Source organism: Blautia massiliensis (ex Durand et al. 2017) (assembly GCF_051861785.1).
GTDB lineage: Bacteria > Bacillota > Clostridia > Lachnospirales > Lachnospiraceae > Blautia_A > Blautia_A luti_A.
On the sequence record NZ_CP146725.1, the window covers coordinates 3232402 to 3257640 of the forward strand.

Below are 25239 nucleotides of genomic sequence, written 5' to 3' on the forward strand. Positions count from 1 at the left end.
TGTTAATATCAGAAAGAGCATGAGGGAGGAAAACACGGCAATGGCAGTGATGACGATCGCGATATGTGATGAAATACGAAAGGATGCACAGAAGCTGTACAGGCAGCTTTCCACACTGGTCCCTGATGCAGAGCTCCTTCTGTATCGGACAAGAGAGAGTCTTCTGAAAGGACTGGCAGAGGGACACAAGATCTGCGATCTGATATTTCTGGGGCTGGATGGTGATCAGGGCAGGAGTCTGGAAACTGTACGGACAATGCGCCTGAAAGGACATTATATCCCGGTTGTGCTGGTGGCAGAGAATGAAAAATTCTATAAAGAAGCATTTGAAGTGTTTGCCTATAACTATCTGGTCAAACCGGTTGAAAGTGGAGAACTGGAACATGTTCTGGCACATATCCTGGAGGTATGCAGGCGTGAAGGCGGAAGAGCGCTGTATTTTCGCTACAGGACACATGTTTATACACTGCAGCACGATCATCTGGCATATATATCCAGTAGTCTTCACAGTGTGACATTTCATCTTACCGATGGAAAAAAGATCAGCTGCAGAGCCAGGCTGGGGGATTTTTCGGGACAGCTGTCAGACAGCAGCTTTCTGAGATGTCATCAGAGCTTTTGTATCAACATGGAGAAGGTAACTTCACTTAAGAAGAACAGTTTTGTGGTCGGACAGACGGAAATCCCAATTTCCAGAACATATCTGAAAACGGCCAGAAAGAAATACAAAGATTATCTGGCAGAGCAGAAGGTTTGCTCTTGACAGCTCCTTTTGGGTATGTTACTATAACCATGCGCTTTCGCGTGGTAGAGTGACCATGTGATAAAGAGATAACCGAAAAAAGGAGAATGACCATGAAAAAAAGAACAGTTGCAGTAGTAATGGCGGCAGCGATGACAATAGGAATGATGGTAACAGGAGTGAGTGTACAGGCAGGTGTTGAGGATAAGACCCTGATCGTAGGATTTGATGCTGAATATCCTCCGTTCGGATATAAGGATGATAACGGAGAATATGTAGGATTTGACCTTGACCTTGCCCAAGAAGTATGTGATAATCTTGGCTGGGAACTTGTTAAGAAGCCTATCAACTGGGATTCCAAGGATATGGAGCTGAACTCCGGAACGATCGACTGTATATGGAATGGATTTACTATCAACGGACGTGAGGATGACTATACATGGAGTGATCCATACATCAACAATGAGCAGGTGATCGTAGTTGCCAAGGATTCCGGAATTGAGAAGCTTGCGGATCTTAAGGGCAAGAACGTAGTTGTACAGGCTGCATCCGCTGCACTGGACGCATTGAACAGCGATGACAATAAGGAACTGAAGGACAGCTTTGCATCTCTTACAGAGAATCCGGACTACAACACTGCATTTATGAATATTGATTCCGGAGCTGCAGATGCTGTTGCTGTTGATATCGGTGTTGCTAACTATCAGCTTTCCCAGAGAGGCAAGGATAAATATGTGATCCTTGACGAGCCAATCCAGAACGAGCAGTATGGCATCGGATTCAAGAAGGGAAATGATGAGCTGAAGGATCTCGTATGGGATGAGGTCAAGAAGCTTGACGAGTCCGGTGAGGTTGACAAGCTTGCAGATAAGTATGAACTGGATAAGAGCATGCTCTGCATCAGCGAGGACAAGGATAAGACAGAGAATTCTGATTCAGCAGAAGCTGACACAGAAGAAAGTGCAGACAGCACAGAGAAAGAAACCGATTCTGAATCCAAATGATCCGGTACAGATCCGGCACAGTAAAAGCTGTGAAGATATTTTTTTACGATATTCGACAGCAGTAGAAATAAGAAACATAGCAGAAGCTTTTGAAGCTTCCGCATAAAAAGGAAATGAGGGTGCTTCGGCGCAGAAAGAGCTGCCGTGCACGCTCATTTCCTGTTGTTTACAGGAATTACAGGTATCAGCCCGATAAATGGGACTGATACTCCGAACCAGGAGGAAAAAAATGAGTTTTAATGTAATGCTCCAGCAGCTGGCAGGAGGAATGCTGGTCTCTATTGAGATCTTTTTTATAACCTTGCTGTTTTCTCTGCCGCTGGGACTTCTGATCTGTTTTGGCAGAATGTCCAGAAACAAAGTGATCCGTACCATTGTATCCGGTTACATATCCATCATGAGAGGAACGCCGCTGATGCTGCAGCTGATGGTTGTATATTTCGGCCCTTATTTTATCTTCGGGATCCGTATTTCCATGGGATATAGTCTGATCGCTGTATTTATCGCATTTGCCATCAACTATGCAGCTTACTTTGCAGAAATCTACCGCGGCGGCATTGAATCCATGCCGGTGGGACAGTATGAAGCTGCAAAGATCCTTGGATACAATAAGGTACAGACATTTTTCCGCATCATCCTTCCACAGGTGATCAAGAGGATTTTGCCGTCTATTACGAATGAGGTCATTACGCTGGTCAAGGATACTTCCCTTGCGTTTGTTGTGGCAGTTGCGGAGATGTTTACCATTGCCAAGCAGATCGCAAGTGCACAGACAACAATGATGCCATTTGTGATCGCTGCGATATTTTATTATGTGTTCAACCTGATCGTGGCTGTTGTGATGCAGAAGGTTGAGAAAAGTATGAATTACTACCGCTAACCGGAATGGAGAGTATAAAATATGAAATTATTTGAAATGAAACATATCAAAAAAAGCTTTGACGGACTGGAAGTTCTCAAAGATATCTCTCTTGACGTGGAAGAGGGAGAAGTTTTAAGTATCATCGGTCCTTCCGGTTCCGGCAAGTCAACCATCCTGCGTTGTGCCACAGGACTTGAGACGCCGGACAGCGGCGAGATCATCAAAAACGGTGATGTGGGACTGGTGTTCCAGCAGTTCAATCTGTTTCCGCATTTTTCCGTACTGAAAAATATAGTGGATGCACCTCTGAAGGTGCAGAAGAGAAAGAAAGATGAGGTTTACGCCCAGGCAAGAAGCCTTCTTAAGAAAATGGGCCTTGCAGACAAGGAGGAGGCATATCCTTTTCAGCTTTCCGGAGGACAGCAGCAGCGAGTTTCCATTGCCCGTGCGCTCTGTATGAATCCGAAGATCCTGTTTTTTGATGAACCTACATCTGCACTTGATCCGGAACTGACCGGTGAGATCCTGAAGGTTATCAAGGATCTTGCTCAGGAGCATATCACCATGGTGATCGTTACTCATGAAATGAATTTTGCAAGAGATATTTCCGACCGTATCATCTTTATGGATAAGGGTGTGATCGCAGTGGAGGGAACGCCGCAGGAGGTATTTTCTTCCGAAAATGGCAGAATGAAGGAATTTTTGGGAAAATTCCATCAGGGTATGGAGTAACAAACGGTTGCTTTTAAAGAGGCAATGTTATATAATTTCAAGAGGCGTGAATTAACCAGAACCGGGCAGATAACGGATCTTTCGCCATTCCGGCCCGGAGGTATGTGATCAGGAGGTAGTAATGAATACAGACAGATATGTTAGCCCGCTGTCAGAGCGGTATGCAAGTAAAGAGATGCAGTATGTTTTTTCCCCGGACATGAAGTTCCGCACATGGAGAAAGCTGTGGATCGCACTTGCTGAGACGGAACGTGAGCTTGGCCTTAACATTACTCAGGAGCAGATCGACGAAATGAAGGCTCATGCGGATGATATCAATTATGATGTGGCTAAGGAGCGTGAGCGTCAGGTTCGCCATGATGTAATGTCTCACGTGTATGCGTTTGGCGTACAGTGCCCGAAGGCAAAAGGCATCATCCATCTGGGAGCAACCTCCTGTTATGTAGGAGATAATACGGATATCATCGTTATGACAGAGGCGCTGAAGCTTGTCCGCAAGAAACTTGTGAACGTGATCGCAGAGCTTTCCAAGTTTGCAGCGCAGTATAAGGACCAGCCAACTCTGGCGTTTACTCATTTCCAGCCGGCACAGCCTACAACTGTAGGTAAGAGAGCAACTCTCTGGACTCAGGAATTCCTGATGGATCTTGAGGACCTTGAGTATGTATTAAGCACTATGAAGCTTCTTGGCTCCAAGGGAACAACCGGTACACAGGCTAGCTTCCTGGAACTTTTTGACGGGGATCAGGAGACCATCGACAAGATCGATCCGATGATCGCAGAGAAGATGGGATTCAGATCCTGCTATCCGGTTTCCGGACAGACCTATTCCAGAAAGGTTGATACCCGTGTGCTGAATATCCTTGCGGGAATCGCTGCAAGTGCACATAAGATGTCCAACGATATCCGTCTTCTTCAGCATCTGAAGGAAGTAGAGGAGCCATTTGAGAAATCCCAGATCGGATCTTCCGCTATGGCATATAAGAGAAATCCGATGAGAAGTGAGAGAATCGCTTCCCTGTCCAGATATGTGATGATCGATGCACTGAACCCGGCGATCACATCTGCAACACAGTGGTTTGAGAGAACTCTGGACGACTCTGCAAACAAGCGTCTCAGCGTTCCGGAAGGATTCCTTGCGATCGACGGAATCCTGGATCTCTGCCTCAATGTTGTAGACGGACTGGTTGTTTATCCGAAGGTTATCGAGAAGAGACTGATGTCTGAGCTTCCATTTATGGCAACGGAGAATATCATGATGGATGCAGTTAAGGCAGGCGGAGACCGTCAGGAGCTTCATGAGCGTATCCGTGAGCTTTCCATGGAAGCAGGAAAGAACGTGAAGGTAGAGGGTAAAGATAACAATCTTCTTGAGCTGATCGCAGCAGATCCGGCATTTAACCTGACTCTTGAGGATCTTCAGAAGGCCATGGAACCGTCCAGATATACAGGACGTGCCAAAGAGCAGACAGAAGCTTTCATTGCAAATGTGGTACAGCCGGTGCTGGATGCGCATAAAGATCTGCTTGGCGTTAAGGTTGAGATCAACGTATAATGCTGTAAGCATAAAAAGAACACAGACAGGAATGTCAGTTTTCTGTGGATGATATACAGATAACATGGCATTCCGAATAATAGAGAAAGACACAAGGAGGAACTGTGTTATGGTAACTGCAGTAGTAGGAGCAAACTGGGGAGATGAAGGTAAAGGCAAGATCACAGATATGCTTGCTGAGAAAGCCGATATCATCGTAAGATTTCAGGGTGGAGCCAATGCGGGCCACACCATCGTAAATGATTACGGTAAATTCGCACTTCATACACTTCCGTCAGGTGTGTTTTACGGACATACGACCAGTGTCATCGGAAACGGTGTTGCACTGAACATTCCTGTATTCTTTAAAGAGTACAATGAAGTGGTAAGCCGTGGAGTACCTGCACCGAAGATCCTGATCTCCAACAGAGCACAGATGGTAATGTCTTACCACATTCTGTTTGATCAGTATGAGGAGGAGCGTCTTGGCGGCAAGGCTTTCGGTTCCACAAAATCCGGAATCGCTCCGTTCTATTCTGACAAATATGCAAAGATCGGCTTCCAGGTAAGTGAGCTTTTTGATGAGGAAGCACTGAAAGAGAAGGTTGTACGTATCTGCGAGACCAAGAACGTAACACTTGAGCATCTCTATCATAAGCCTCTTCTGAAACCGGAAGACATCATGAATGAGCTGATGGAATACAAGAAGATGGTTGAGCCATACGTATGCGACGTATCGCTCTATCTCTGGAATGCACTGAAAGAGGGAAAACAGGTTCTTCTTGAGGGACAGCTTGGAACTTTAAAAGACCCGGATCACGGAATCTATCCGATGGTTACATCCTCTTCCACACTGGCTGCTTATGGTGCCATCGGTGCAGGCCTGCCTCCATATGAGATCAAGAAGGTCGTAACCGTATGCAAAGCTTACTCCAGTGCGGTTGGAGCAGGTGCATTCGTTTCTGAGATCTTCGGCGAGGAAGCAGATGAGCTGAGAAAACGTGGCGGTGACGGTGGTGAGTTCGGTGCTACTACAGGCCGTCCGAGACGTATGGGATGGTTCGACTGTGTTGCATCCAAATACGGATGCCGTCTCCAGGGAGCTACAGACGTTGCTTTTACAGTACTGGATGTTCTGGGATATCTGGATGAGATCCCGGTTTGCACAGGCTATGAGATCGACGGAGAGGTAACAACAGAATTCCCGACAACTGTGCAGCTTGAGAAAGCAAAACCGGTTATTGAGAAGCTTCCGGGATGGAAATGCGATATCCGTGGAATTAAAAAATATGAGGATCTTCCGGAGAACTGCAGAAAATATGTAGAGTTCGTAGAAAAACATATTGGATTTCCGATCACAATGATCTCTAACGGACCAGGAAGAAGCGACATCATTTACAGATAATTATTTTTACAGTATCAGGATTATGACAATAGGAAGCGCCGGGGAAAAATTTCTCCGGCGCCCTTTTGGTTCAAAGAGATATTCAGTTAAAATAACAGATAGAATAGCTGATGTATTATGTGAAAGGAAGCTCAATGAAAAATTTTAAAAGAATCGCGGCACTTGCAGGTGTTGTCATATTACTTCTTATATTCTGCCTTCCAATGGCATTTGCCTGGGGAAGCAGTGAAAACGCCCAGGCTTTGTTCCGGGGGGCTTTTGCGGCAGCCGTTCTGGTACCGATCGTAGCGTATGTTTTCTGGATGGCGTACCGGATCTGGGGAAATAAGAAGCCGAGAGAGGATGAAAACCGTATGATCGAGAATATTATTTTTGATGTGGGAAATGTGCTGATGGGCTATGACTGGGAAGAGTATCTTCGGAGCTATGACTTCCCGGAAGAAAAGTATCAGAAAATCGCAGATGCAGTATTTCGAAACCCGATCTGGGAGGAACAGGACCGTGGACAGCATGAGGAGTCCTGGTATGTAGATAAATTTGTGGAAAGTGCACCGGAATATGAAGCAGATATCCGTGAGGTGGTACGACGTGATCCGGAGTGTATGCATCTGTATGATTATGCGGAAACCTGGGTGAAATATCTCAAAAATCAGGGATATCATCTCTATGTCCTTTCCAACTACGGAACTTATATGCTGGATCGTACAAAGCAGGATATGTCTTTTCTGAAATATATGGACGGAGTGGTATTTTCCTGTGATGTGCAGCAGATCAAGCCTGAGGTGGATATTTACAAAACACTTCTGAAGCGTTACAGCCTGAAACCGGAGAAGTCGGTATTTCTGGATGATCGTGCCGTGAACTGTGAGGGAGCCGGAAAAGCCGGTATCCATACCATCCAGTTTGAGAATCTGAAGCAGGCGGCGAAGGCGCTTGAGAAGCTTGGTGTGAAATGACCTTCAGTGTGAAAAGAGAAACGCAGAGGGCCTGCACCATCGCGAAGCCCTCTGCATTCTAAAGGGGAGGATATGATAAGTATCTCCCGGAACGGCATCTGCTATACAGAAAATATATAAGATCTTGTAATCTTTTATTCCCTGTTCTTCTTCCGGTATTCACCGGGAGTCATTCCATATGTTTTTTTAAAAGTACGCATGAAATGCTCCGGACTTTCATACCCTACAAGTTCACAGATCGCAAGATTGCTGAGAGAGGTTTCACGCAGAGCATGACATGCCTGGTTCAGTTTGATATCCCGGATGATCTGTAAAAATGTCCGTCCGGTACTTTCCTTGATCAGAGTACTGAAGTGGGAAGTACTATAGCCAAAATGCTTCGCAGCTTCACGTAAGGTAACACTCTGGTAGTGACGGTTCAGGTAGCTGAGGATTTCCGTTACAGAATTTCCGGTGCTGTCCTTTGTAAGGATGGATTCAATATCATTTTCGTGAAAACGCAGCAGCATGGCCCAGAATATGACCAGCATGGAGTTGAGAAAGGTGCAGCTGTATTTTGCGTGGCCGAGATATTCGATATAGAGATTTTCCAGCATGTCATGGATCTGTGCATCATTTCCACTGTGAAAGATCAGATAATTTCCCACGGTCTTGCGGTACAGCACATGGGCAAAAAACTGCGTCAGGGCACTGTCAGCAGTCAGTGACTGGAAGAATGTGGAATGAAAGGTGGAGCTACGTACCAGAATATTAAAAGCAACACTGTCATCAAAGATCCCCACACTGTGAGTGGTATGCGGTGGGATGATACAGATATCTCCGGTATGTAAAGTGTGTTCGATCCCCTGTATCCCAGTGTGGGCAGTTCCGTCATACAGACAGAGAATCTCAAAAAATTCATGTTCATGGGGAAAAACAGGGGTATAGCGGTAATGCTTGGAAAGCACGATATTGCCATTTATATCATGAAAAAGATCGATTTCTTTCATATAGGGATACCAGGCTTCGGTCTGAAGCTCCGGTACATAAAGCCGGTGTTCATAAATCTTTTTACGGTCCAGTGTCAGGCAATATTCATGAAAAGTCTCCGGATGTTCCTTCTCCTGCAGATAAAGTGTCTTATAAAAAGTCTCATCGTCGTTGTAGGAATAAATATATTTCTGAAATTCTTCTCTGGTAAGCTTCATAACTGTCCTCTTTCCATGTGGTTATTTCATAACAGTTGAGTAAAGTATATCATAATCACCAGAAAAAACGTCAGTGTTTTATAAGAAAAATCACAATTGGAAGAAAAAGTGAAAAAGTGTATAGTAATGCAGAAAGAATCATCGAAGAACTGGATGAAAGGAGATTAACCATATAATGGCAGAGGTAAGTATTGATCTTAATATGGTCCGTGTGACCAATGAGGATTTTGTAAAAAAAGCAGAAGCATGTACACCGGAGTTACTGAAAACGGTAGTTCGTCCGGTTTCTATTGTAGACATCGTAAAAACAGAGGAGGTCTATCCTGAGGTTCACAAAAAGGATGAGATCAAAAATCTTTCAGGCTATCATCTTGCAAAGGGAGACAAGATCTGTCTGGATTTTGGAGATCATCAGGTAGGATATGTGACTCTGAAGCTGAACTCCGTAGGAAGCCCTCAGGACGCACCGGCATTTTTCAGATTGAAGTTCGGAGAGATCGCCAAGGAGATGACCGAGGATTCTGCAGACTATGACGGATGGATCAGCAGAAGCTGGATACAGGAAGAATTTATCCATATCGATGTTCTTCCGGCAGAGCTGAAGCTTCCGAGAAGATATGCCTTCCGTTATATGGAGATCGAAGCTATAGATACTTCCATGAAATGGCAGATGGTAGTGGAAGATGTGTTCTGTACCAGTGTTTCTTCTGTCAGAATGGAAGATGTGAAGCCGGTGGAAAGCGAGGATGAAATGATCCGCAGACTGGATCGTGTCAGCCTTCGTACCCTGCAAAACTGCATGCAGACCGTATTTGAGGACGGCCCTAAGAGAGACCGCCGTCTGTGGCTTGGAGATTTAAGACTTCAGGCGCTTGCAAATTATGAGACATTCCACAACATGAAACTGGTAAAAAGATGTCTGTATCTGTTTGCAGGACAGACAAAGGACAATGGACAGGTAAGTGCCTGCCTTTTCACAGAACCGAAATTTATTGTGGATGATACCTTCCTTCTGGATTATTCCATGTTCTTCGGAGCAGCCCTCTGTGACTACTACGAAGCATCCGGTGACAAGGAGACCTTAAAGGATTTAAGTGCCTGTGCATACCGTCAGATGGAAATCGCAAAAGAGCAGTTTGATGAAAACGGACTTATGAAAAACGGGGATGGTTTCTGGGGTTTTATCGACTGGACAGAGGGTCTGAACAAGCAGAGTGCAATGCAGGGTGTTTATATCTACTGTGCGAAGAAGGTACAGAAGATCGCAGAGCTCCTCGGAGATACGGAAAAAGCAGAAGAGCTGAAAAAAGAGGCTGAGGCAAAAACAGCGTCTGCAAAAAAATATCTTTTTGATGAAAAGATCGGGCTGTTCGTCAGTGGCGACGAAAAACAGATCAACTATGCAAGTCAGGTATGGATGATCCTGGCGGAAGCAGTCAGCGGCGAAGAAGGAGCAGAAATACTGGATCGTCTGGTGGAACTGAAACCGGAAAAAGGAATGGTTTCTCCGTATATGAACCATCATTTTGTGGAAGCACTTCTGATGTGTGGTAAAAAAGACCAGGCAATGGAATATATGAAATATTACTGGGGCGGAATGATAAGCCACGGTGCGGATACATTCTGGGAGCTTTATAATCCGGAAAATCCTTCAGAATCTCCATATGGAAGCAGCATTGTCAACAGCTACTGCCACGCATGGAGCTGCACTCCGACTTATCTTCTCAGAAAATATTTTAACTGAAGCAAGTAAGTCCCCTGTGAGGGCGCGAATTTATGCGATCAGCATAAATTCTGTGCATTGCGAAGCGTGTTACTGAGAACGGAGTGAACAGTAACTCTGAAACAGTTAAGACAGGCGGAAAATCCGCCTGCTCTTGACACTACCGATTTGCACTATATAAAGCAAGGGTAAAAAGCTCTGTGAAAGAACTTTTCACCCTTCACTATCATAGAAGAATCTTATTTACTGACTTTTTCGCACAGTCTCTCTGCAGTTTACTATTGCTTTTTTGGCAGCATCAAAATCCTTTTCTAGTACATAAATACATGTTGTTTCATTCTTATGATCAATTCCCGATGCAAAAGTATGATAAAAAATCAAGAAAAAAAGATTATTGATAAATGTTGCTTTTTTCAACCTGGTTTCATAAGGAATATTATTTTCATTCAACGCTTGTGTTAACCGCACGAGATGATCCATATTATCAGTTTCACATAATTTAATTTTTCCATTATCCTGAATATACTTCATAAAACCACCTCCGTGCTATATGTACACATATAAGAATAAATAATTTTATTTTGCCACTTGATACCTTTTCCCATTATTGTATGTATTATAATTTTCAGTTGTACGTATCAATAATTTTGTTGTTTTTAAATTTTCTGTTTCTTATTAAAAAACATAATTGCAGGATACACTAACATTTTTTCCATTCACAGTCCCACTGATATAAGCACCAACTTTATGTCCTAATCCATATCCATACTTTCCTTTTGGCCAATGAGTTGTTGTATTATAGTTATTAATAAAGGTTGCACTACTCGATTTGCTATTAGTACCAAGATCTTGACCCCAAACTATTTTTTTTCTGTCATATTGTAATTTCCTGATATTTTTGTCCAATCACCTCCTGCAGTTTTAAGGTAAGCCCAAGTTCCATCATCGTACCAAGAAATTCGGGCATTTCCTTTCCATCCATAGAATGTATTGCTATTTGCTTGAGACGGTGCTCTTTTATCACCGGCTTTTTCATCGCCTACAGATATAATGGCTATAATTTCCTTTCCATCAGCACTAGGAGAACACTTAATGTTTTCATCTTCAACATTATATGAAGAGACGAAGCCACTTTTAACATCTTGAATTGTTACAGTTGTTACAATTCTATTTTTTACATCTTTTGCATCCAGCTTTGATGCTACTTTAACGTTATTATTATTTGCAAAAGCAGTTGTACATATAGAAAATAAACATACAGCAGCAATCATACATCTACATAACTATTTGTTAGTCTTCATAAATGTATCCCTCCACTTCTTATATCATTCGTTCTTTATAATAACTGCTAAGGACTGTAATAAGTGAAATACTGAATTCTATTCCCCATATTATAAAAAATTTTCTCAATATTTCCTGTTGTTAACGAAACTGTACTTGCTGAAAAGTAGCTATGTGATTGAAAAAATGGCAGAATTGGCAACTTTAACGACAGAATCAGGCGAAGCAATGCAATTTCCCAGAGTATCACATAAATACGTCCGGGAATACGATTCTTCAGACATGCATGTGCCATCAAAACCAGACCAATAAACATACTTGAAATAATCAGCATCTGACGTATCATAGTCCAGCACCTCATTTCTCCAGCATTTTCTTTATCTGCCTACGTTCCTCCTCTGATAATTTTTCATGACTCACAAAGGAAGCAAAAAAATTTATTTTTGATCCGTGAAACAGTTTATCAATGAGTTCCTTTGTTTCAAATTCTTCAACATTCTCTTTGGAAATCAATGGTTTGCACATATAGTTGCTTCCATAACGTTCAATAGCTCCTTTTGCAACACATTTTTTAATAACCGTATAAGTAGTATTTTTATTCCAGCCAATCTCTGCGTTTAAAATTTCCGAAATATGTTTAGCTGAATCATCTCCCTCCTTCCATAAAACCTCCATAACTTTAAGTTCTGAATCATATAATTTCGTATTCATAATTACTCCTCTTAGACTATTGCAATAGTTTATGTATTCATACTATTATAATAGTCTCGAATTGTCAATCCAATCTGTTTCAAATCAAATGCCTGCTCCAATTCAAAAGTTACTGTTCAGGGGCAATGTCATTTACTTAAGAGGCAAATAATAGAAATATATTCGACAAGCGTCATAGGCTTACTATATTTAAGGATTTATCTGAAAACTGAAGCGGCTTGTTTGACAAAAAGCAGTTCTTTATAGCAGTTATTTTTCTTAATGCAACAAAAATATTGGAAAACATCTGTTTATGGGTAATCTTAACAAAGGTAAGCAAAAATTTATTTTTTACTTCCCATTTATGCATGATTGTTCTGGCAAACACTTCCTGAACGATATATGTATATTTTTTACTATGGAATGCTTTCAGGCATAACGGATATTTTAAGTCACGATATGCATTTTCCTGTGACCATCGGAGATGATAGAGTTCCTTGAGATCATCCATATCAAATTCAGTATCAGGAAGATTTGTAATCAGATTTTCATAAATGCCTGGCGCAATCTCAATTCGGACAATCCGTAAGGATAGCAGATATTCTGTGGATGTTTCTGAAATAAAATCCATTGGAACATCTTTACAGACATAACGGTAATTCTCCAAAAGTTCCGGGTGTTTCAAATTCTTTTTGGCTTTAGGACAATAAGCGGGAATCCTCGGCAATTCAATTACCGAGATGAAAGCGCAGGATTGTGCATATCTGCACATTGAAATAATATAATAATCTCCCAATCCCTTGATATTAATGCCGTAACCGGCATATAATCATTCGAAAATATGTTCGATTTTTATTGCACATTTTTACCCGATATGTTATACTATATGTATGAAAGAAAATCTAATACATTACAGGACTTGTGTGTGCAATATTAATTACCATATGGTGTGGTTGGTGAAATATCGGCGGAAGATATTAACCCCAGAAATTGAAGAATACCTAAAGGAATTGGTGCAGCAGATTGCTGAAGATAAAGGTTTTACTGTTCATTTATTTGAATGTGGTGAAGGTGATCATGTCCACTGTTTTGTATCAGCTCCACCCAAATTGTCCATAACAGCGATCGTCAAGTATCTGAAGGGGATCACCGGCAGAAAACTGTTCGAACGTTTTCCGGAAATAAGAGACCAGCTATGGAAGGGAGAGCTGTGGAACCATTCCTATTATGTGGAAACGATCGGATCTGTATCGGAGGAAAATATCCGCCGTTATATTGAGCATCAGAGCAAGTCGTATTAAACCAAGGTGGAGTGTAGATCTCTATCTGCATAGCTGTCCAAAGGGGGAAGAGGAATGCTGCTGTCACACAGAACATCTGTAAAGATCCGGCCGGAATATTCTAATATCATAGGGCATATGTGTTATGCAGCTTCCAAACTCTGGAATGTCTGCAACTATGAACGTCATCATTATAAAGAGCTGGGACTGGAAAAGTATCCTGACTGGTATTATCAGAAAAAAGCGCATAAAGGAGATCTGTGGTACAGACAGCTTCCGTCACAGACCGCACAGGAAACCTGCAAGCAGCTGGACAAAGCATGGAGATCTTTCTATGTCCTGAAAAAGACCGGAGGGATCAAAAATCCAAATCCGCCCCGTTTTAAACAGGATAATATACCGGTCACATACATGCAGATGGGGATCCGGCATGAGAAAGGTTCAGACCAGCTGCGGCTGTCTCTGCCAAAGGATCTGAAAAGCTATATGGAAGGAACCTATGGGATCCATGAAAGATTTCTATATCTTGAAAATAAGATTTTCAGGAACATGGATCATGTAAAACAGCTGCGGATCTATCCGCCGGAAAATGGAAAAAGTGACCTTATCGTTATCTATGAGATTGAAGAACCAGAGCAGCTTTCTCAGAATGGACATTACTTATCTATTGATCCTGGCCTTCACAATCTGATGACCTGTTATGATTCCGGAAATGGAAGGACTTTTATCCTGGGAAGGAAATATCTTTCTCTGGAAAGATATTTTCATAAAGAAATCGCCAGGGTGCAGTCTGTATGGTATACGCAGCAATCGGAAAGAGGAATAAAATATCCAAAATCATCGAAACATACCCGGAGACTTTGCAGGAAAAAGCAGAATGCAGTGAAGGATTACCTTCACAAAGTAACCAGATGGATTGCAGAATACTGCAGAAAAGAAGATATCCGCTGTGTGGTTGTGGGGGACATCCGAAATATCCGTAAAGAAAAAGATATGGGACACAAGACCAACCAGAAGTTTCACGGACTGCCATATAACAGGCTGTATATCATGCTGGAATATAAGCTGAAACTGTATGGGATCCGATTGATAAAACAGGAGGAAAGCTATACCAGCCAGTGCAGTCCGTTATCACCGGAAGTATCAAAAAGATATGCAGAAGCATCAAACCGAAAAGAACGGGGCATGTATATAAGTGACAGAGTAAGCTACAATGCAGATGCAGTAGGCGCATTTAATATCCTGCGGAAATATCTTTCCGCGTCCGGAAAAGAGAAGACACTGTCCGTAACCGGACTAAAAAATCCAGAAATAATAAAAGTAGCTGTATAGCCGAAAGGCAAGCAGTATTGGTGTCATGGACGCACCCTGAAAAAAGGCGGTATCCCGCCAGATTTCAGATGCTCTGGTAACTAAGTTGCCGAGTAGTTCACTAAAAAATTTTCCTAAGTAAATGACATTGCCTCTGAACAGTAACTCAGTGTGATAAAATAACTCGGATATGAAACAGATGTATTTGATTTCTTCGCCAAAAGATGATATAATAAACAGAAATTGCGAAGCGGAATATAAATCTCCGTCTTATTTATCTAAAATTTTGGAAAAGAGGATCAGACAATGAGCGATATGACAATTCTTGAGCAGTGGCGTTCCATTGCTTATAATCAGAATGCAGATAAGAATAAGCTTCAGCGCTTCTGGGCAAATTATTTTAACATTGAGAAGAATATTTATGAGCAGCTTCTTGAGAACCCGGATGAGATCGTTTCCGGAACTGTAAAAGAGCTTGCTGAGAAATACGGTCAGGACGTTATGACTATGGTTGGTTTCCTTGACGGAATCAATGACAGTCTGAAGGTTCCGAACCCGATCGAGACTATGGATGAAGATACCAAGGTAAACCTTGCATTTGATAAAGAGGCACTCTATAAGAACATGGTAGATGCCAAGGCTGACTGGCTTTACAACCTTCCTCAGTGGGACAAGATCTTTACAGAAGAGAAAAAGAAAACCCTCTACATGGAGCAGAAGAAATCCGGCACAGTTGTGAAACCGCACAAGGTCGGAAGAAACGATCCGTGCCCATGCGGAAGCGGCAAGAAATACAAACACTGCTGCGGAAGATAATGAGCGTAAAGAAGAATCTGGATTACATTATCGTGTTAGGTGCCCATGTGGACGGAACACGGATGACACTTGCCCTTCTGGAACGAGCCAGAAGGGCCCTTCTTTATCTTGAAGAAAATCCGGGTACGAAGGCAGTGCTCTCCGGAGGAAAAGGCGATGGAGAAAACATTTCCGAGGCAGAGGCCATGTATCGTTATCTTACCGGTCACGGAATAGACGGGGACAGACTGATACGGGAAGAGGAATCTACCAGTACGAAAGAGAATTTGGAATTCAGCCGCAGAAGGATCGGAACCACAGACTGTTCCGTAGGCGTGGTGACGAACAATTTTCATGTATGGAGAGGAGCAGCCATTGCAAGAAAATGTGGATTCCGGGAAGTGGCCATGGTACCTTCCAGGTATCGAAGCTGGCGTCTTTTTATTTACATTCCCCGTGAGATTCTGGCCATTATCAAAGACAAACTCATGGGAAATCTGTAGATCTGTGCGAGAAGAGAAATCTCAAAAATTTTGTCAACATGCGTTGACAAATAAAAATACTGCGCTTATAATGAATCACAGAAAAAGAAATAAAAAACACGTTGACGAGACGAGTAAGCTGTGAAACGTTACAGAGAGAGATGTGAAGTGCTGGAAACATCTTATCGGGAAACAGTCGAAGACTACCTCCGAGTGGCCCCAATCCGGTCCGGTGATTCCGTTATCATCATAATTGAGAGGCTTTGTATCCTGGCATGACCGGGCAGCAGAGCAAGCAGGGTGGAACCGCGAGAATGAATGAACTCGTCCCTTACAGTATGTGATGTACTGTGAGGGACTTTTTTTATTGCAGAATCTCTTGCAAAAGCAGATACATACTGTGTACCATAAAAACTTCATTTAAAATGAAAGGAGAAACAACAATGATTATTACATTAAAAGACGGCTCAAAAAAAGAATATGCAGAAGCAAAAGCTGTGATCGATATCGCATATGACATCAGCGAAGGCCTTGCACGTGCTGCATGTGCAGGAGAAGTAAACGGAGAGGTCGTAGATCTTCGTACAGTTCTTGACAGCGACTGTGAGCTGAATATTCTTACAGCGAAAGACGAGAAAGGCCTTGCAGTTCTCCGTCATACAGCATCTCACGTAATGGCACAGGCTGTACAGAACTTATACCCGGAGGCAAAGGTTGCCATCGGACCCTCCATTGATACAGGCTTCTACTATGATTTCGACCACGAGGCATTTTCACGTGAGGATCTTGACGCCATTGAGAAAGAGATGAAAAAGATCATCAAAAAAGGCGCAAAGATCGAGCGTTTTACAAAATCCCGTGAGGATGCCATCGCATACTTTAAAGAGAAAAATGAGCCATACAAGGTTGAGCTGATCGAGGATCTTCCGGAGGGAGAAGAGATTTCCTTCTATTCACAGGGAGACTGGACAGACCTCTGTGCAGGCCCGCACCTGATGAGTGTAAAAGGCATCAAGGCATTCAAGCTTCTTTCTTCTTCCAGCGCATACTGGAGAGGCAGTGAGAAGAACGCAATGCTTACACGTATCTACGGAACAGCCTATGCTACAAAGGATGAGCTGAAAGAGCATCTGGAGCAGATGGAAGAAGCAAAGAGACGTGATCATAACAAGCTTGGCCGTGAGATGAAGATCTTCACAACTGTAGATGTGATCGGACAGGGACTTCCGCTTATCATGCCAAACGGTGTGATCATGATGCAGGAGCTTCAGCGCTGGATCGAGGATGAGGAGACAAAGCGTGGATATGTAAGAACAAAAACTCCTCTTATGGCAAAGAGCGATCTTTACAAGATCTCCGGACACTGGGATCATTACAAAGATGGTATGTTCGTACTTGGTGATGAGGAGAAGGACAAAGAGGTTTATGCACTTCGTCCGATGACATGTCCGTTCCAGTACTATGTATACAAAGCAGAGCAGCACAGCTACCGTGATCTGCCGATCCGTCTCGGCGAGACCTCCACACTGTTCCGTAATGAGGATTCCGGAGAGATGCATGGCCTGACACGAGTTCGTCAGTTTACTATTTCCGAGGGACATCTGATCGTAAGACCGGACCAGATGGTAAAAGAGTTCAAAGACTGTATCGCACTTGCCCAGTACTGTCTGCAGGTACTTGGTGTTGAGGAAGATGTAACCTATCATCTTTCCAAATGGGATCCGACAAACAAAGAGAAATACATCGGTGAGCCGGAGGTATGGGAAGAGACAGAAGGCCATATCCGCCAGATGCTTGAGGAGCTGAACATTCCATTCACAGAGGATGTGGGCGAGGCTGCTTTCTACGGACCGAAGGTTGATATCAACGCAAAGAACGTATACGGAAAAGAAGACACCATGATCACGATCCAGTGGGATGCACTTCTTGCAGAGCAGTTTGATATGTACTATATCGATGAGAATGGCGACAAACAGCGTCCGTACATCATCCACCGTACATCCATGGGATGCTATGAGAGAACACTGGCATGGCTCATTGAGAAATACGCAGGAATGTTCCCGACATGGCTCTGCCCGGAGCAGGTTCGTGTGATCACGATCTCCGAGAAGTACAACGATTATGCACAGAAGGTTGAAGCTCAGATGAGAGAAGCAGGAATCCGCTGCTCTGTGGACGGACGTTCCGAGAAGATGGGATATAAGATCCGTGAGGCACGTCTTGAGAGAGTACCTTACATGCTTATCGTTGGTGCAAAAGAGGAAGAAGAGGGTAAGGTTTCCGTAAGAAGCCGCTATCTTGGCGATGAGGGAATGAAAGAGCTTGGTGAGTTCATTGACTTCATCAAAGAAGAGATCAAGAACAAGACGATCCGTAAGATCGAGGTTCAGGAAGAGAAGAAATAAACAAAACAGATGATTGACGGATAAATAAAAGGCGACCCGTGTGATAGGCGGGCCGCCTTTATTTTTGATCCGGCAATATTGAGGCCACGCTGTGATGCGGAGGCGGTCAGTATTGTCGGATATTTTTTATTTAAAATATTTCTCCCTCACGAGCTCAACCGGCATGTCCAGTCCGGTCCAGATGTGGAAAGCCTTTACACCCTGGTGGAGCAGCATGTACATTCCGTTAAAGGTCGGACATCCGGCTTCCCGGGCTTCTCTGAGAAGTCTTGTTTCTCTTGGTTCATATACAACATCGGCTACGGTAAGTTCCGGATGGAACAGAGCCTTGTCCGGGATTACGGTGCCTGTCACATCCGGAACCATTCCCACAGAAGTTGCATTGATGAGGAGATTGCTTTCCTCCAGTGCGTCCTTCAGCGCAGTGTGATCATCCATCTCATGAAGGATCATCTCACATTCTGTCATATGAGACATTTTTTCTGCCATGGCAGCAGCACGTTCCCAGTAACGGCTGGTAGGACGTGCAAAAACATGGATCTTTTTTGCACCCTCCAGTGCGGACTGACCGCAGATCGCCATTCCGGCACCGCCGACGCCCATAACGGTGATGGTGCGCCCCTTTACATCACAGCCGGCATCTCTGGCAGACTGGGTAAATCCATAACCATCAGTATTAAACCCCTTTAATTTTCCATTGTCGTTGCGTACGGTATTTACCGCTCCGATCAGCTGGGCAGTGGGAGAAAGCTCGTCCAGAAGCTCCACGATCTTATTCTTGTTTGGCATGGTCAGGTTAAAGCCCTTGATCCCACAGGCTTTCAGTCCTTCCACAGCCTGGGGAAGGGTCTCCTCTGTTACATCAAAACAGAGATACACATAATCAAGTCCGAGATAACGGAATGCCTCATTGTGCATTAAAGGTGATACGCTGTGTGCGACGGGGCTTCCCAGAAGGCCGGTAAGCCCGGTATGTCCGGTAATATTGATCATTGTTCGATTCCCTCCTGTATCTCATAAAATAAAATTTCTTTACGAAATATAATAAAAAATATTTTAGCACTATAAAGCGCGAAAGTCAACAAATACAAATAATGTACGGAAATTTATACATTTTTGTCGCCGATTCATAGAAAAAATCTATAAATGTCGATACAGACAGAAACGACCCGATAAGTTAGGAGAATCGACATCCGGATTTGACAAAATATGCAAAGAGCCTGCCCTATAATAAATACACTTACCAAAGCTGAGAATCGATGGCAGACGAAACAGCAGTGGGGGAGGCTTATGTATCAGAGGATGTACATAGATATCGTTTTTATGACGAATTTTCTTATGGATTACATGCTTTTAAGACTTGTGGGAAAATTTCTGCATCTTGACGGGAAACGCAGAAGATGTGTGATATCCGCTGCCTTTGGATCTTTTGTATCCTGCCTGCTTGTATGTGTACCTTTTAAGATCATTTTTCCTGCCACTGTACTGATCCATGGCGGCTGCGCTTTTTTTATGGCGTCGTTTGCTTTTCGACTGAAAAAAGGCGGCCTTCTTGTAAAAACCATTCTGGCTCTGTATTTCACAGCTTTTGTGGTTGGCGGGATCTATCAGGCACTGGAAACGGAAAGAACCATGACGGTGAAAATATTTCTGCTTTTTCTGGCAGGGATTTATGGCACACTTTATACTCTGGGATGTGTGACCGAGACCTTCCGGTTTGGAAGAAGAAATATTTTTCCGGTCACTTTGAAATATCAGGGGAAGCTGCAGCAGACATACGGCTTTTATGATACCGGAAATCTTCTTATGGATCCTGTGAAAAAACAGCCGGTATCGATCATCAAACAGGAACTTTTGGGAAGCCTGATATCGAAAGAGCAGGTGAAAAAACTGATGGATATAAAAGATAAACCAGAGGAGCTGGAAAATACAGGATCTGTCAGCCTGCAGCCGCATTTTCTGAGCTGTCATACCGCAGATGGAAAAAAAGGACTGCTGCTGGCAGTGATCCTTGATGAACTTCTGATCCAGACTCCCGAAAGGGTGGTACATGTAGGAAAACCGGTGCTTGCCATAACATCCGAGCCCTCAGCTTTGGGAGAAGAGTACGAGATACTTTTGAATTCCAGACTATTAAATTGAGAAGGGGGCTTATGTTATGAACAGAGCAGCTGCAAGATCCTATCCGTTTCAGGTGATCCGGAAATTTATGTTCAATCGTCCGGGAGAGGTTTTTTATATTGGTGGAAATGATATCCTTCCGGCGCCGTTGTCAGCGGAACGGGAGGCTGAAGTGATCGAAATGCTGGGAACAGAAAAGGAAAAAGAGGGCAAGTCGGTTCTGATCGAGCACAATCTACGGCTGGTGGTTTATATTGCAAAGAAATTTGATAATACAGGGGTAGGTGTGGAGGATCTGATCTCCATCGGAACCATAGGGCTCATAAAGGCTATCAATACCTTTGATCCGGTAAAAAATATCAAGCTTGCCACCTATGCATCACGATGTATCGAAAACGAGATCCTGATGTATCTGAGGAGAAACAGCAAAACAAAGATGGAGGTTTCCATTGATGAGCCGCTGAATGTGGACTGGGATGGAAATGAGCTGCTGCTTTCGGATATCCTGGGAACGGATGACGATGTGATCTCCAGACGTCTGGAAGATGAGGTGGAGATCGCACTTCTTGGAAAAGCCATCAGCAAACTGACAAAGCGGGAACAGATGATCATCCGTCTGCGATTCGGTATCGGAAACCGGGAAGGAAGCGAGAAAACACAGAAGGAGGTAGCGGATCTTTTAGGAATTTCGCAATCCTACATTTCCCGCCTGGAAAAGCGGATCATGAAGCGGCTGCGGAAAGAAATCGTAAAGTATGAATAGATGAAACCGGAAAAAACGGTTTACCGGACAGGGACAACGTGTTATATTGAAAAAAAGAGCGGAAACAGTCATTTTCCGGTAAACGAGGAGCTTGAAGAAATACGATGGACAGAGAAGAGCTTGACCGTTATCTGAGAAAGGTAACACCAAGAGAAAAAGAGATTTTGGAAGGGATTTCCCTGGAGGAACTGCAAAGGCAGGATACCTGCCGTTTTGCAAAGGCCGGCCAGGGAACTTATCTTTTTGAGGGAAGCCTGTTTATGGCACCGGGAGAAAAAATCGTGGTAAGCAGGCAGGACCGCTATGTGAAAGTCCTGCCCCACCAGCATGATTATATAGAGCTTTGTTATCTCTGGTCAGGAAGCTGCAGTCAGACCATAGAAGGGAAGAAGATCGTTACCAGCGAGGGCGATGTCTGTATTTTTGATACCCAGGCAGTGCATGCGATTGAGGCGGGCGGTGAAAACGATATTCTGGTAAATATCCTTATGAGCCGGGAATTCTTTGACACTGCGTTTCTGAGCCGAATGCCGCGTCAGGGAATAGTTTCGGAGTTCCTTGCGGAATCAGTGACCAGAAGCAGGAAGAAAAAGCATTATCTGTATTTTAAAACCCATGGGAACAACCGGGTGGGTGAGATCATGGAGCAGATCATATCTGAGTATTATGCCCGGGATATCGGTATGGAAGAGGTGATGGAAAGCTATGTGATCATTCTGTTTACAGAGCTTCTCAGGAACTGGCGGGACGAGACAAAGAAACAGGCATCTGTTGCAAAGGAGGTACAGATCCTGGAGCTTCTTTCCTATATCGAAAAAAATTACGAGACATGCACACTTCCGGAAATGGGAAGGGCATTTGGAATGCATGGCAATTATCTCACAGCTCTTCTGAAAGAAAAAACAGGAAGAAGCTTTGTGGAACATGTTCAGGAACAGCGCTTGAAAAAAGCAAGGATGCTTCTGGAAACAACGGAACTGCCGCTTTCAGAGCTGATTCCACTGTGTGGTTACAACAATATGAATTTCTTTTACCGGAAATTCCGTGAGGCAGAGGGGTGTACGCCGGCGCAGTATCGGAAAGAACATCGAAACACCTTATAAATGGTTAATATTTTGATGAAAAAGCGTTATTGAAGGATGACGCTTTTTTTGTTACCATCTCTGTAAGAACTGACAATATCATGGAAAATCGGGGGTAGAACCTATGTTAAAAATCAATGAGATCCGTATGGATTATGAGAAAGAACAGATTGGAATCACACATATTCCGGAGTTCAGCTGGACATTAGAAAGTGATAAGAGAAATGTGCGCCAGGATACCTGGGAACTGGAAATTGCCGAGGATAAGGCTTTTGAGAAAAAAGTATGTAAAAGCGGAAGAGTGAACAGTGATGCATCTGCGCAGATCATTCCTGAGAATGTGAAACTGGAATCCCAGAAGAAATATTTTGTCCGTGTAAAAGTAACCGCCAACGGAGAAGAAACAGAATGGGCAGAGACAGCGTTTGTCACAGGAATTCTGGATAACAGTCAGTGGAAAGCGGTGTTTGTATCCGCGGAGGAAGAGGCAGATAAGGATAATTCCAAGGGTACCTATGTAAGAAATGAATTTACAGTGAAAAAACCGGTAAAAGAAGCCTATGTATCCGTAACTGCACTGGGACTGTATCATTTCTATCTCAATGGCAGAAAAGTAGGAAATGATGAACTGACACCAGGATGGACATCCTACCGTAAACATCTTTGCTTCCAGACTTACGAAGTAACGGATTACCTGAAAGAAGGCAAAAATGCGGCAGGTGCTGTGCTGGCAGCAGGCTGGTATAAAGGTAAAATGGGATTTGAAGGCCTTGAAAAGAGCAGAAATCATTATGGAGAGAATACTGCACTTCTGGCGCAGATGGTGATTCGTTATGTGGATGGGACCGAAGATCTTTTTGTGACAGATGAGAACTGGAGCGGTGCAGATGCACCGGTTGTGTTTGCGGAGATCTACGATGGTGAGATCTACGACGGAGCAAAAGAGATCAAAGGATGGGCAGAGGCCGGATGTACAGCCGGACAGTGGAAGCCGGTCCGTAAGCTGGATTACGATTTTTCTGTTCTTACCGGACAGGGAAGCGGAAAGGTTTCCCTTATGGAGGAAGTAAAACCAAAAAATATTTTTGAGACACCACAGGGAGATCTGGTGATTGATTTCGGCCAGAATATGAGTGCTCTTATTCAGGTTACTGCAGCAGGTAAAAAAGGTGATGTGATCCGTCTGGACTGCTTTGAGGTGCTGGATTCCAAAGGAAATGTATATCTGGATAACCTGAGAGGAGCAAAGGAATCTCTTCAGTATATATTCGGGGAAGACGGAACCATCACATACCGTCCGTCATTCACATTTATGGGATTCCGCTATGCGAAGATCGTTTCCTTTCCAGGTGAGCCATCCCTTGACAATTTCACAGCAAATGCCATCCATACCAAGATGGAGCGTACAGGATTCCTTGAGACATCGAATCCGGATCTGAATCAGCTGGCACATAATATTCTCTGGGGACTGAAGAGCAACTTTGTGGATGTTCCCACAGACTGCCCGCAGAGAGATGAGCGTCTTGGATGGACCGGTGATGCAGAAATCTTCTGCCGTACGGCATGCTTCCTTGAAAATACCTATTCCTTCTACCGAAAATGGCTCCGTGATGTGGAGGCAGACCAGACAGAGGAGGGCGGTGTTGCCCATGTTGTTCCGGATATCATTTCCGGAAACGAAGGGGATAACTGGCTCCTTGAGCAGGGAAGTCATTCGGCAGCAGCCTGGGCAGATGTAGCTGTGATCAATCCATGGACCATGTATCTGACGTTTGGTGACAAAGAGATTCTGAAGATCCAGTACAACAGCATGAAGAACTGGATCAACTTTATGAGAGAATATTCTGTAGATTATATCTGGAACTACAAGCTGCAGTTCGGGGACTGGGTAGCTCTGGATGCTGAGGAAGGCAGCTATTTCGGTGCAACACCGAATGAGCTGACCTGTACTGCATACTTTGCATATTCCACAGGTCTGTTTGTAAAAGCAGCAGAAGTCCTGGGATGCACTGAGGATGTGAAAGAGTATACAGATCTTTACAATAAAGTTGTAGATAAATTCCAGAGAACCTTCTTTGATGAAAACGGTGAGATGACAGCACAGACGCAGACCGCACATATCGTGGCACTGTACTTCGAACTGGTACCGGAAAAATATAAAGAGAAAACCGTTCAGGGTCTTCTGAGACTTCTGAAAAAAGAGAACGATCATCTTGTAACCGGATTTGTGGGAACTCCGTATTTCTGCCACGCATTAAGCCAGAACGGACATGTAAAAGAAGCGTACGACTTGCTTCTGAAAGATGATTTCCCATCATGGCTGTATCAGGTAAAAATGGGCGCAACTACAGTCTGGGAGCACTGGGATGGCCTGAAGCCGGACGGAACCATGTGGAGTGCAGATATGAACTCCTTCAACCATTACGCTTACGGTTCTATCGGAGAGTGGCTGGTTCGTGTGATGGCAGGCCTTGAGGTGGATGAAAAGGAACCTGGATACAAACATTCCGTAATTTATCCGAGAATGGGTGGAAATCTGGACTATGTAAAGGCTGAGTATCGTTCTGTATATGGACCGGTAAGAAGCTTCTGGGAAGAAAAAACGGAAGAAACAGTTCTTCATGTTTCCATACCTGTAAATACAACAGCTACTATCTGCCTGGATGCTGCGAAGGAAGTGAAAGCCGCAGACGGACTTAACTTCACAGCCGCAGACGGCTTTATGAAGGCTGAGGCCGGATCCGGAGACTATGAGATCCATTTTGTGAGATAAGAAAAAAGAAGGGGATTTTTTTGAAAAGGCGGCTGCCAGGCCTATCCGGAAGATAGGCTGTGGGCAGCTGCCTTTTTTGACCAGAGTAGGCAGCAGAGAGGAGATTTGAAA

The 25239-nt window shown here is 43.8% G+C and carries 24 protein-coding genes; 17 read left to right on the top strand and 7 right to left on the bottom strand.

Features of this window, described 5'->3' with window-relative positions; genetic code table 11:
- Positions 1-40: 40 nt before the first annotated feature.
- The 7 genes from V9W66_RS15190 to V9W66_RS15220 all read left to right on the top strand — a co-directional run bounded on the left by V9W66_RS15190 (position 41) and on the right by V9W66_RS15220 (position 7235).
- Complete coding sequence (locus V9W66_RS15190) at positions 41-763, top strand: LytR/AlgR family response regulator transcription factor (protein ID WP_186290081.1); 723 nt, start codon at positions 41-43, stop codon at positions 761-763.
- Positions 764-855: 92 nt separating this feature from the next.
- Positions 856-1746 (top strand): amino acid ABC transporter substrate-binding protein, encoded by an 891-nt coding sequence (locus V9W66_RS15195; protein WP_144094534.1) that lies wholly within the window; start codon positions 856-858, stop codon positions 1744-1746.
- Between the two features lie 229 nt (positions 1747-1975).
- Entirely contained in the window at positions 1976-2626 is a 651-nt protein-coding gene (locus V9W66_RS15200) for an amino acid ABC transporter permease (RefSeq protein WP_144094532.1), read from the top strand.
- A gap of 21 nt (positions 2627-2647) precedes the next feature.
- Positions 2648-3340 carry an amino acid ABC transporter ATP-binding protein gene (locus V9W66_RS15205; RefSeq protein ID WP_144094530.1) on the top strand — a complete coding sequence of 231 codons (693 nt, stop codon included), beginning with the start codon at positions 2648-2650 and terminating at the stop codon, positions 3338-3340.
- 121 nt (positions 3341-3461) lie between these two features.
- On the top strand, positions 3462-4895 hold the full coding sequence (purB, locus tag V9W66_RS15210) for an adenylosuccinate lyase (RefSeq protein WP_144094528.1): 1434 nt from the start codon (positions 3462-3464) through the stop codon (positions 4893-4895).
- A gap of 109 nt (positions 4896-5004) precedes the next feature.
- Complete coding sequence (locus V9W66_RS15215; RefSeq protein WP_119240432.1) at positions 5005-6279, top strand: adenylosuccinate synthase; 1275 nt, start codon at positions 5005-5007, stop codon at positions 6277-6279.
- Between the two features lie 134 nt (positions 6280-6413).
- Positions 6414-7235 (top strand): HAD-IA family hydrolase, encoded by an 822-nt coding sequence (locus V9W66_RS15220; protein WP_015527102.1) that lies wholly within the window; start codon positions 6414-6416, stop codon positions 7233-7235.
- A 134-nt stretch (positions 7236-7369) separates the two neighbouring features.
- Here V9W66_RS15220 and V9W66_RS15225 read toward each other — a convergent pair whose 3' ends face one another.
- The gene (locus tag V9W66_RS15225; protein WP_144094525.1) at positions 7370-8422 is read right to left on the bottom strand and encodes a helix-turn-helix domain-containing protein; all 1053 of its coding nucleotides are present in this window, start codon (positions 8420-8422) and stop codon (positions 7370-7372) included.
- A gap of 175 nt (positions 8423-8597) precedes the next feature.
- Here V9W66_RS15225 and V9W66_RS15230 point away from each other — a divergent pair, with 175 nt between their 5' ends.
- Complete coding sequence (locus tag V9W66_RS15230) at positions 8598-10166, top strand: alpha-L-rhamnosidase-related protein (protein ID WP_144094523.1); 1569 nt, start codon at positions 8598-8600, stop codon at positions 10164-10166.
- 222 nt (positions 10167-10388) lie between these two features.
- Here the strand turns inward: V9W66_RS15230 and V9W66_RS15235 are convergent, their stop codons facing one another.
- From V9W66_RS15235 to V9W66_RS15255, 5 genes are all read right to left on the bottom strand, one after another.
- The gene (locus V9W66_RS15235; RefSeq protein ID WP_144094522.1) at positions 10389-10676 is read right to left on the bottom strand and encodes a hypothetical protein; all 288 of its coding nucleotides are present in this window, start codon (positions 10674-10676) and stop codon (positions 10389-10391) included.
- Positions 10677-11005: 329 nt separating this feature from the next.
- Positions 11006-11416, bottom strand: a complete 411-nt coding sequence (locus tag V9W66_RS15240) for a hypothetical protein (protein ID WP_144094520.1) — start codon at positions 11414-11416, stop codon at positions 11006-11008.
- 77 nt (positions 11417-11493) lie between these two features.
- Positions 11494-11772 carry a hypothetical protein gene (locus V9W66_RS15245; protein WP_144094518.1) on the bottom strand — a complete coding sequence of 93 codons (279 nt, stop codon included), beginning with the start codon at positions 11770-11772 and terminating at the stop codon, positions 11494-11496.
- Between the two features lie 11 nt (positions 11773-11783).
- Positions 11784-12137, bottom strand: a complete 354-nt coding sequence (locus V9W66_RS15250; protein WP_110102485.1) for a BlaI/MecI/CopY family transcriptional regulator — start codon at positions 12135-12137, stop codon at positions 11784-11786.
- A gap of 172 nt (positions 12138-12309) precedes the next feature.
- Entirely contained in the window at positions 12310-12747 is a 438-nt protein-coding gene (locus tag V9W66_RS15255) for a transposase (RefSeq protein WP_243121771.1), read from the bottom strand.
- 259 nt (positions 12748-13006) lie between these two features.
- On the opposite strand from V9W66_RS15255, the gene tnpA reads away from it, so the two are divergent.
- The 5 genes from tnpA to thrS all read left to right on the top strand — a co-directional run bounded on the left by tnpA (position 13007) and on the right by thrS (position 18389).
- Complete coding sequence (gene tnpA, locus V9W66_RS15260; protein WP_420313831.1) at positions 13007-13417, top strand: IS200/IS605 family transposase; 411 nt, start codon at positions 13007-13009, stop codon at positions 13415-13417.
- Positions 13418-13471: 54 nt separating this feature from the next.
- Positions 13472-14728, top strand: a complete 1257-nt coding sequence (locus tag V9W66_RS15265; RefSeq protein ID WP_243125593.1) for an RNA-guided endonuclease InsQ/TnpB family protein — start codon at positions 13472-13474, stop codon at positions 14726-14728.
- Positions 14729-15013: 285 nt separating this feature from the next.
- Positions 15014-15523, top strand: a complete 510-nt coding sequence (locus tag V9W66_RS15270; RefSeq protein WP_021652360.1) for an SEC-C metal-binding domain-containing protein — start codon at positions 15014-15016, stop codon at positions 15521-15523.
- Entirely contained in the window at positions 15523-16005 is a 483-nt protein-coding gene (locus V9W66_RS15275) for a YdcF family protein (RefSeq protein WP_118609192.1), read from the top strand. Before V9W66_RS15270 ends, V9W66_RS15275 begins: the two co-directional genes overlap by 1 nt.
- A 422-nt stretch (positions 16006-16427) precedes the next feature.
- On the top strand, positions 16428-18389 hold the full coding sequence (thrS, locus tag V9W66_RS15280; RefSeq protein WP_144094513.1) for a threonine--tRNA ligase: 1962 nt from the start codon (positions 16428-16430) through the stop codon (positions 18387-18389).
- Between the two features lie 126 nt (positions 18390-18515).
- Here the strand turns inward: thrS and V9W66_RS15285 are convergent, their stop codons facing one another.
- Positions 18516-19382, bottom strand: a complete 867-nt coding sequence (locus V9W66_RS15285; RefSeq protein WP_021652363.1) for a shikimate dehydrogenase — start codon at positions 19380-19382, stop codon at positions 18516-18518.
- Between the two features lie 297 nt (positions 19383-19679).
- Here V9W66_RS15285 and V9W66_RS15290 point away from each other — a divergent pair, with 297 nt between their 5' ends.
- From V9W66_RS15290 to V9W66_RS15305, 4 genes are all read left to right on the top strand, one after another.
- The gene (locus V9W66_RS15290) at positions 19680-20531 is read left to right on the top strand and encodes a sigma-E processing peptidase SpoIIGA (RefSeq protein ID WP_186290080.1); all 852 of its coding nucleotides are present in this window, start codon (positions 19680-19682) and stop codon (positions 20529-20531) included.
- A gap of 16 nt (positions 20532-20547) precedes the next feature.
- On the top strand, positions 20548-21273 hold the full coding sequence (gene sigE / locus V9W66_RS15295; protein ID WP_015527110.1) for an RNA polymerase sporulation sigma factor SigE: 726 nt from the start codon (positions 20548-20550) through the stop codon (positions 21271-21273).
- Between the two features lie 104 nt (positions 21274-21377).
- A complete protein-coding gene (locus V9W66_RS15300; RefSeq protein WP_144094509.1) occupies positions 21378-22376 on the top strand; it encodes an AraC family transcriptional regulator in 999 nt (332 codons plus the stop codon).
- A gap of 103 nt (positions 22377-22479) precedes the next feature.
- Positions 22480-25128 (top strand): alpha-L-rhamnosidase, encoded by a 2649-nt coding sequence (locus V9W66_RS15305; RefSeq protein ID WP_144094507.1) that lies wholly within the window; start codon positions 22480-22482, stop codon positions 25126-25128.
- The last annotated feature ends 111 nt before the right edge of the window (positions 25129-25239 follow it).

Bases quoted from the DNA above. Each gene is read 5' to 3' on its own strand.
- V9W66_RS15220 (WP_015527102.1), top strand. From the start codon at position 6,414: ATGAAAAATTTTAAAAGAATCGCGGCACTTGCAGGTGTTGTCATATTA.
- tnpA (WP_420313831.1), top strand. From the start codon at position 13,007: ATGAAAGAAAATCTAATACATTACAGGACTTGTGTGTGCAATATTAAT.
- V9W66_RS15190 (WP_186290081.1), top strand. From the start codon at position 41: ATGGCAGTGATGACGATCGCGATATGTGATGAAATACGAAAGGATGCA.
- sigE (WP_015527110.1), top strand. From the start codon at position 20,548: ATGAACAGAGCAGCTGCAAGATCCTATCCGTTTCAGGTGATCCGGAAA.
- V9W66_RS15235 (WP_144094522.1), bottom strand. From the start codon at position 10,676: ATGAAGTATATTCAGGATAATGGAAAAATTAAATTATGTGAAACTGAT.
- V9W66_RS15250 (WP_110102485.1), bottom strand. From the start codon at position 12,137: ATGAATACGAAATTATATGATTCAGAACTTAAAGTTATGGAGGTTTTA.
- V9W66_RS15285 (WP_021652363.1), bottom strand. From the start codon at position 19,382: ATGATCAATATTACCGGACATACCGGGCTTACCGGCCTTCTGGGAAGC.
- V9W66_RS15290 (WP_186290080.1), top strand. From the start codon at position 19,680: ATGTATCAGAGGATGTACATAGATATCGTTTTTATGACGAATTTTCTT.
- thrS (WP_144094513.1), top strand. From the start codon at position 16,428: ATGATTATTACATTAAAAGACGGCTCAAAAAAAGAATATGCAGAAGCA.
- V9W66_RS15215 (WP_119240432.1), top strand. From the start codon at position 5,005: ATGGTAACTGCAGTAGTAGGAGCAAACTGGGGAGATGAAGGTAAAGGC.
- purB (WP_144094528.1), top strand. From the start codon at position 3,462: ATGAATACAGACAGATATGTTAGCCCGCTGTCAGAGCGGTATGCAAGT.
- V9W66_RS15240 (WP_144094520.1), bottom strand. From the start codon at position 11,416: ATGATTGCTGCTGTATGTTTATTTTCTATATGTACAACTGCTTTTGCA.
- V9W66_RS15265 (WP_243125593.1), top strand. From the start codon at position 13,472: ATGCTGCTGTCACACAGAACATCTGTAAAGATCCGGCCGGAATATTCT.
- V9W66_RS15305 (WP_144094507.1), top strand. From the start codon at position 22,480: ATGTTAAAAATCAATGAGATCCGTATGGATTATGAGAAAGAACAGATT.
- V9W66_RS15300 (WP_144094509.1), top strand. From the start codon at position 21,378: ATGGACAGAGAAGAGCTTGACCGTTATCTGAGAAAGGTAACACCAAGA.
- V9W66_RS15275 (WP_118609192.1), top strand. From the start codon at position 15,523: ATGAGCGTAAAGAAGAATCTGGATTACATTATCGTGTTAGGTGCCCAT.
- V9W66_RS15200 (WP_144094532.1), top strand. From the start codon at position 1,976: ATGAGTTTTAATGTAATGCTCCAGCAGCTGGCAGGAGGAATGCTGGTC.
- V9W66_RS15195 (WP_144094534.1), top strand. From the start codon at position 856: ATGAAAAAAAGAACAGTTGCAGTAGTAATGGCGGCAGCGATGACAATA.
- V9W66_RS15255 (WP_243121771.1), bottom strand. From the start codon at position 12,747: ATGGATTTTATTTCAGAAACATCCACAGAATATCTGCTATCCTTACGG.
- V9W66_RS15205 (WP_144094530.1), top strand. From the start codon at position 2,648: ATGAAATTATTTGAAATGAAACATATCAAAAAAAGCTTTGACGGACTG.
- V9W66_RS15270 (WP_021652360.1), top strand. From the start codon at position 15,014: ATGAGCGATATGACAATTCTTGAGCAGTGGCGTTCCATTGCTTATAAT.
- V9W66_RS15245 (WP_144094518.1), bottom strand. From the start codon at position 11,772: ATGATACGTCAGATGCTGATTATTTCAAGTATGTTTATTGGTCTGGTT.
- V9W66_RS15225 (WP_144094525.1), bottom strand. From the start codon at position 8,422: ATGAAGCTTACCAGAGAAGAATTTCAGAAATATATTTATTCCTACAAC.
- V9W66_RS15230 (WP_144094523.1), top strand. From the start codon at position 8,598: ATGGCAGAGGTAAGTATTGATCTTAATATGGTCCGTGTGACCAATGAG.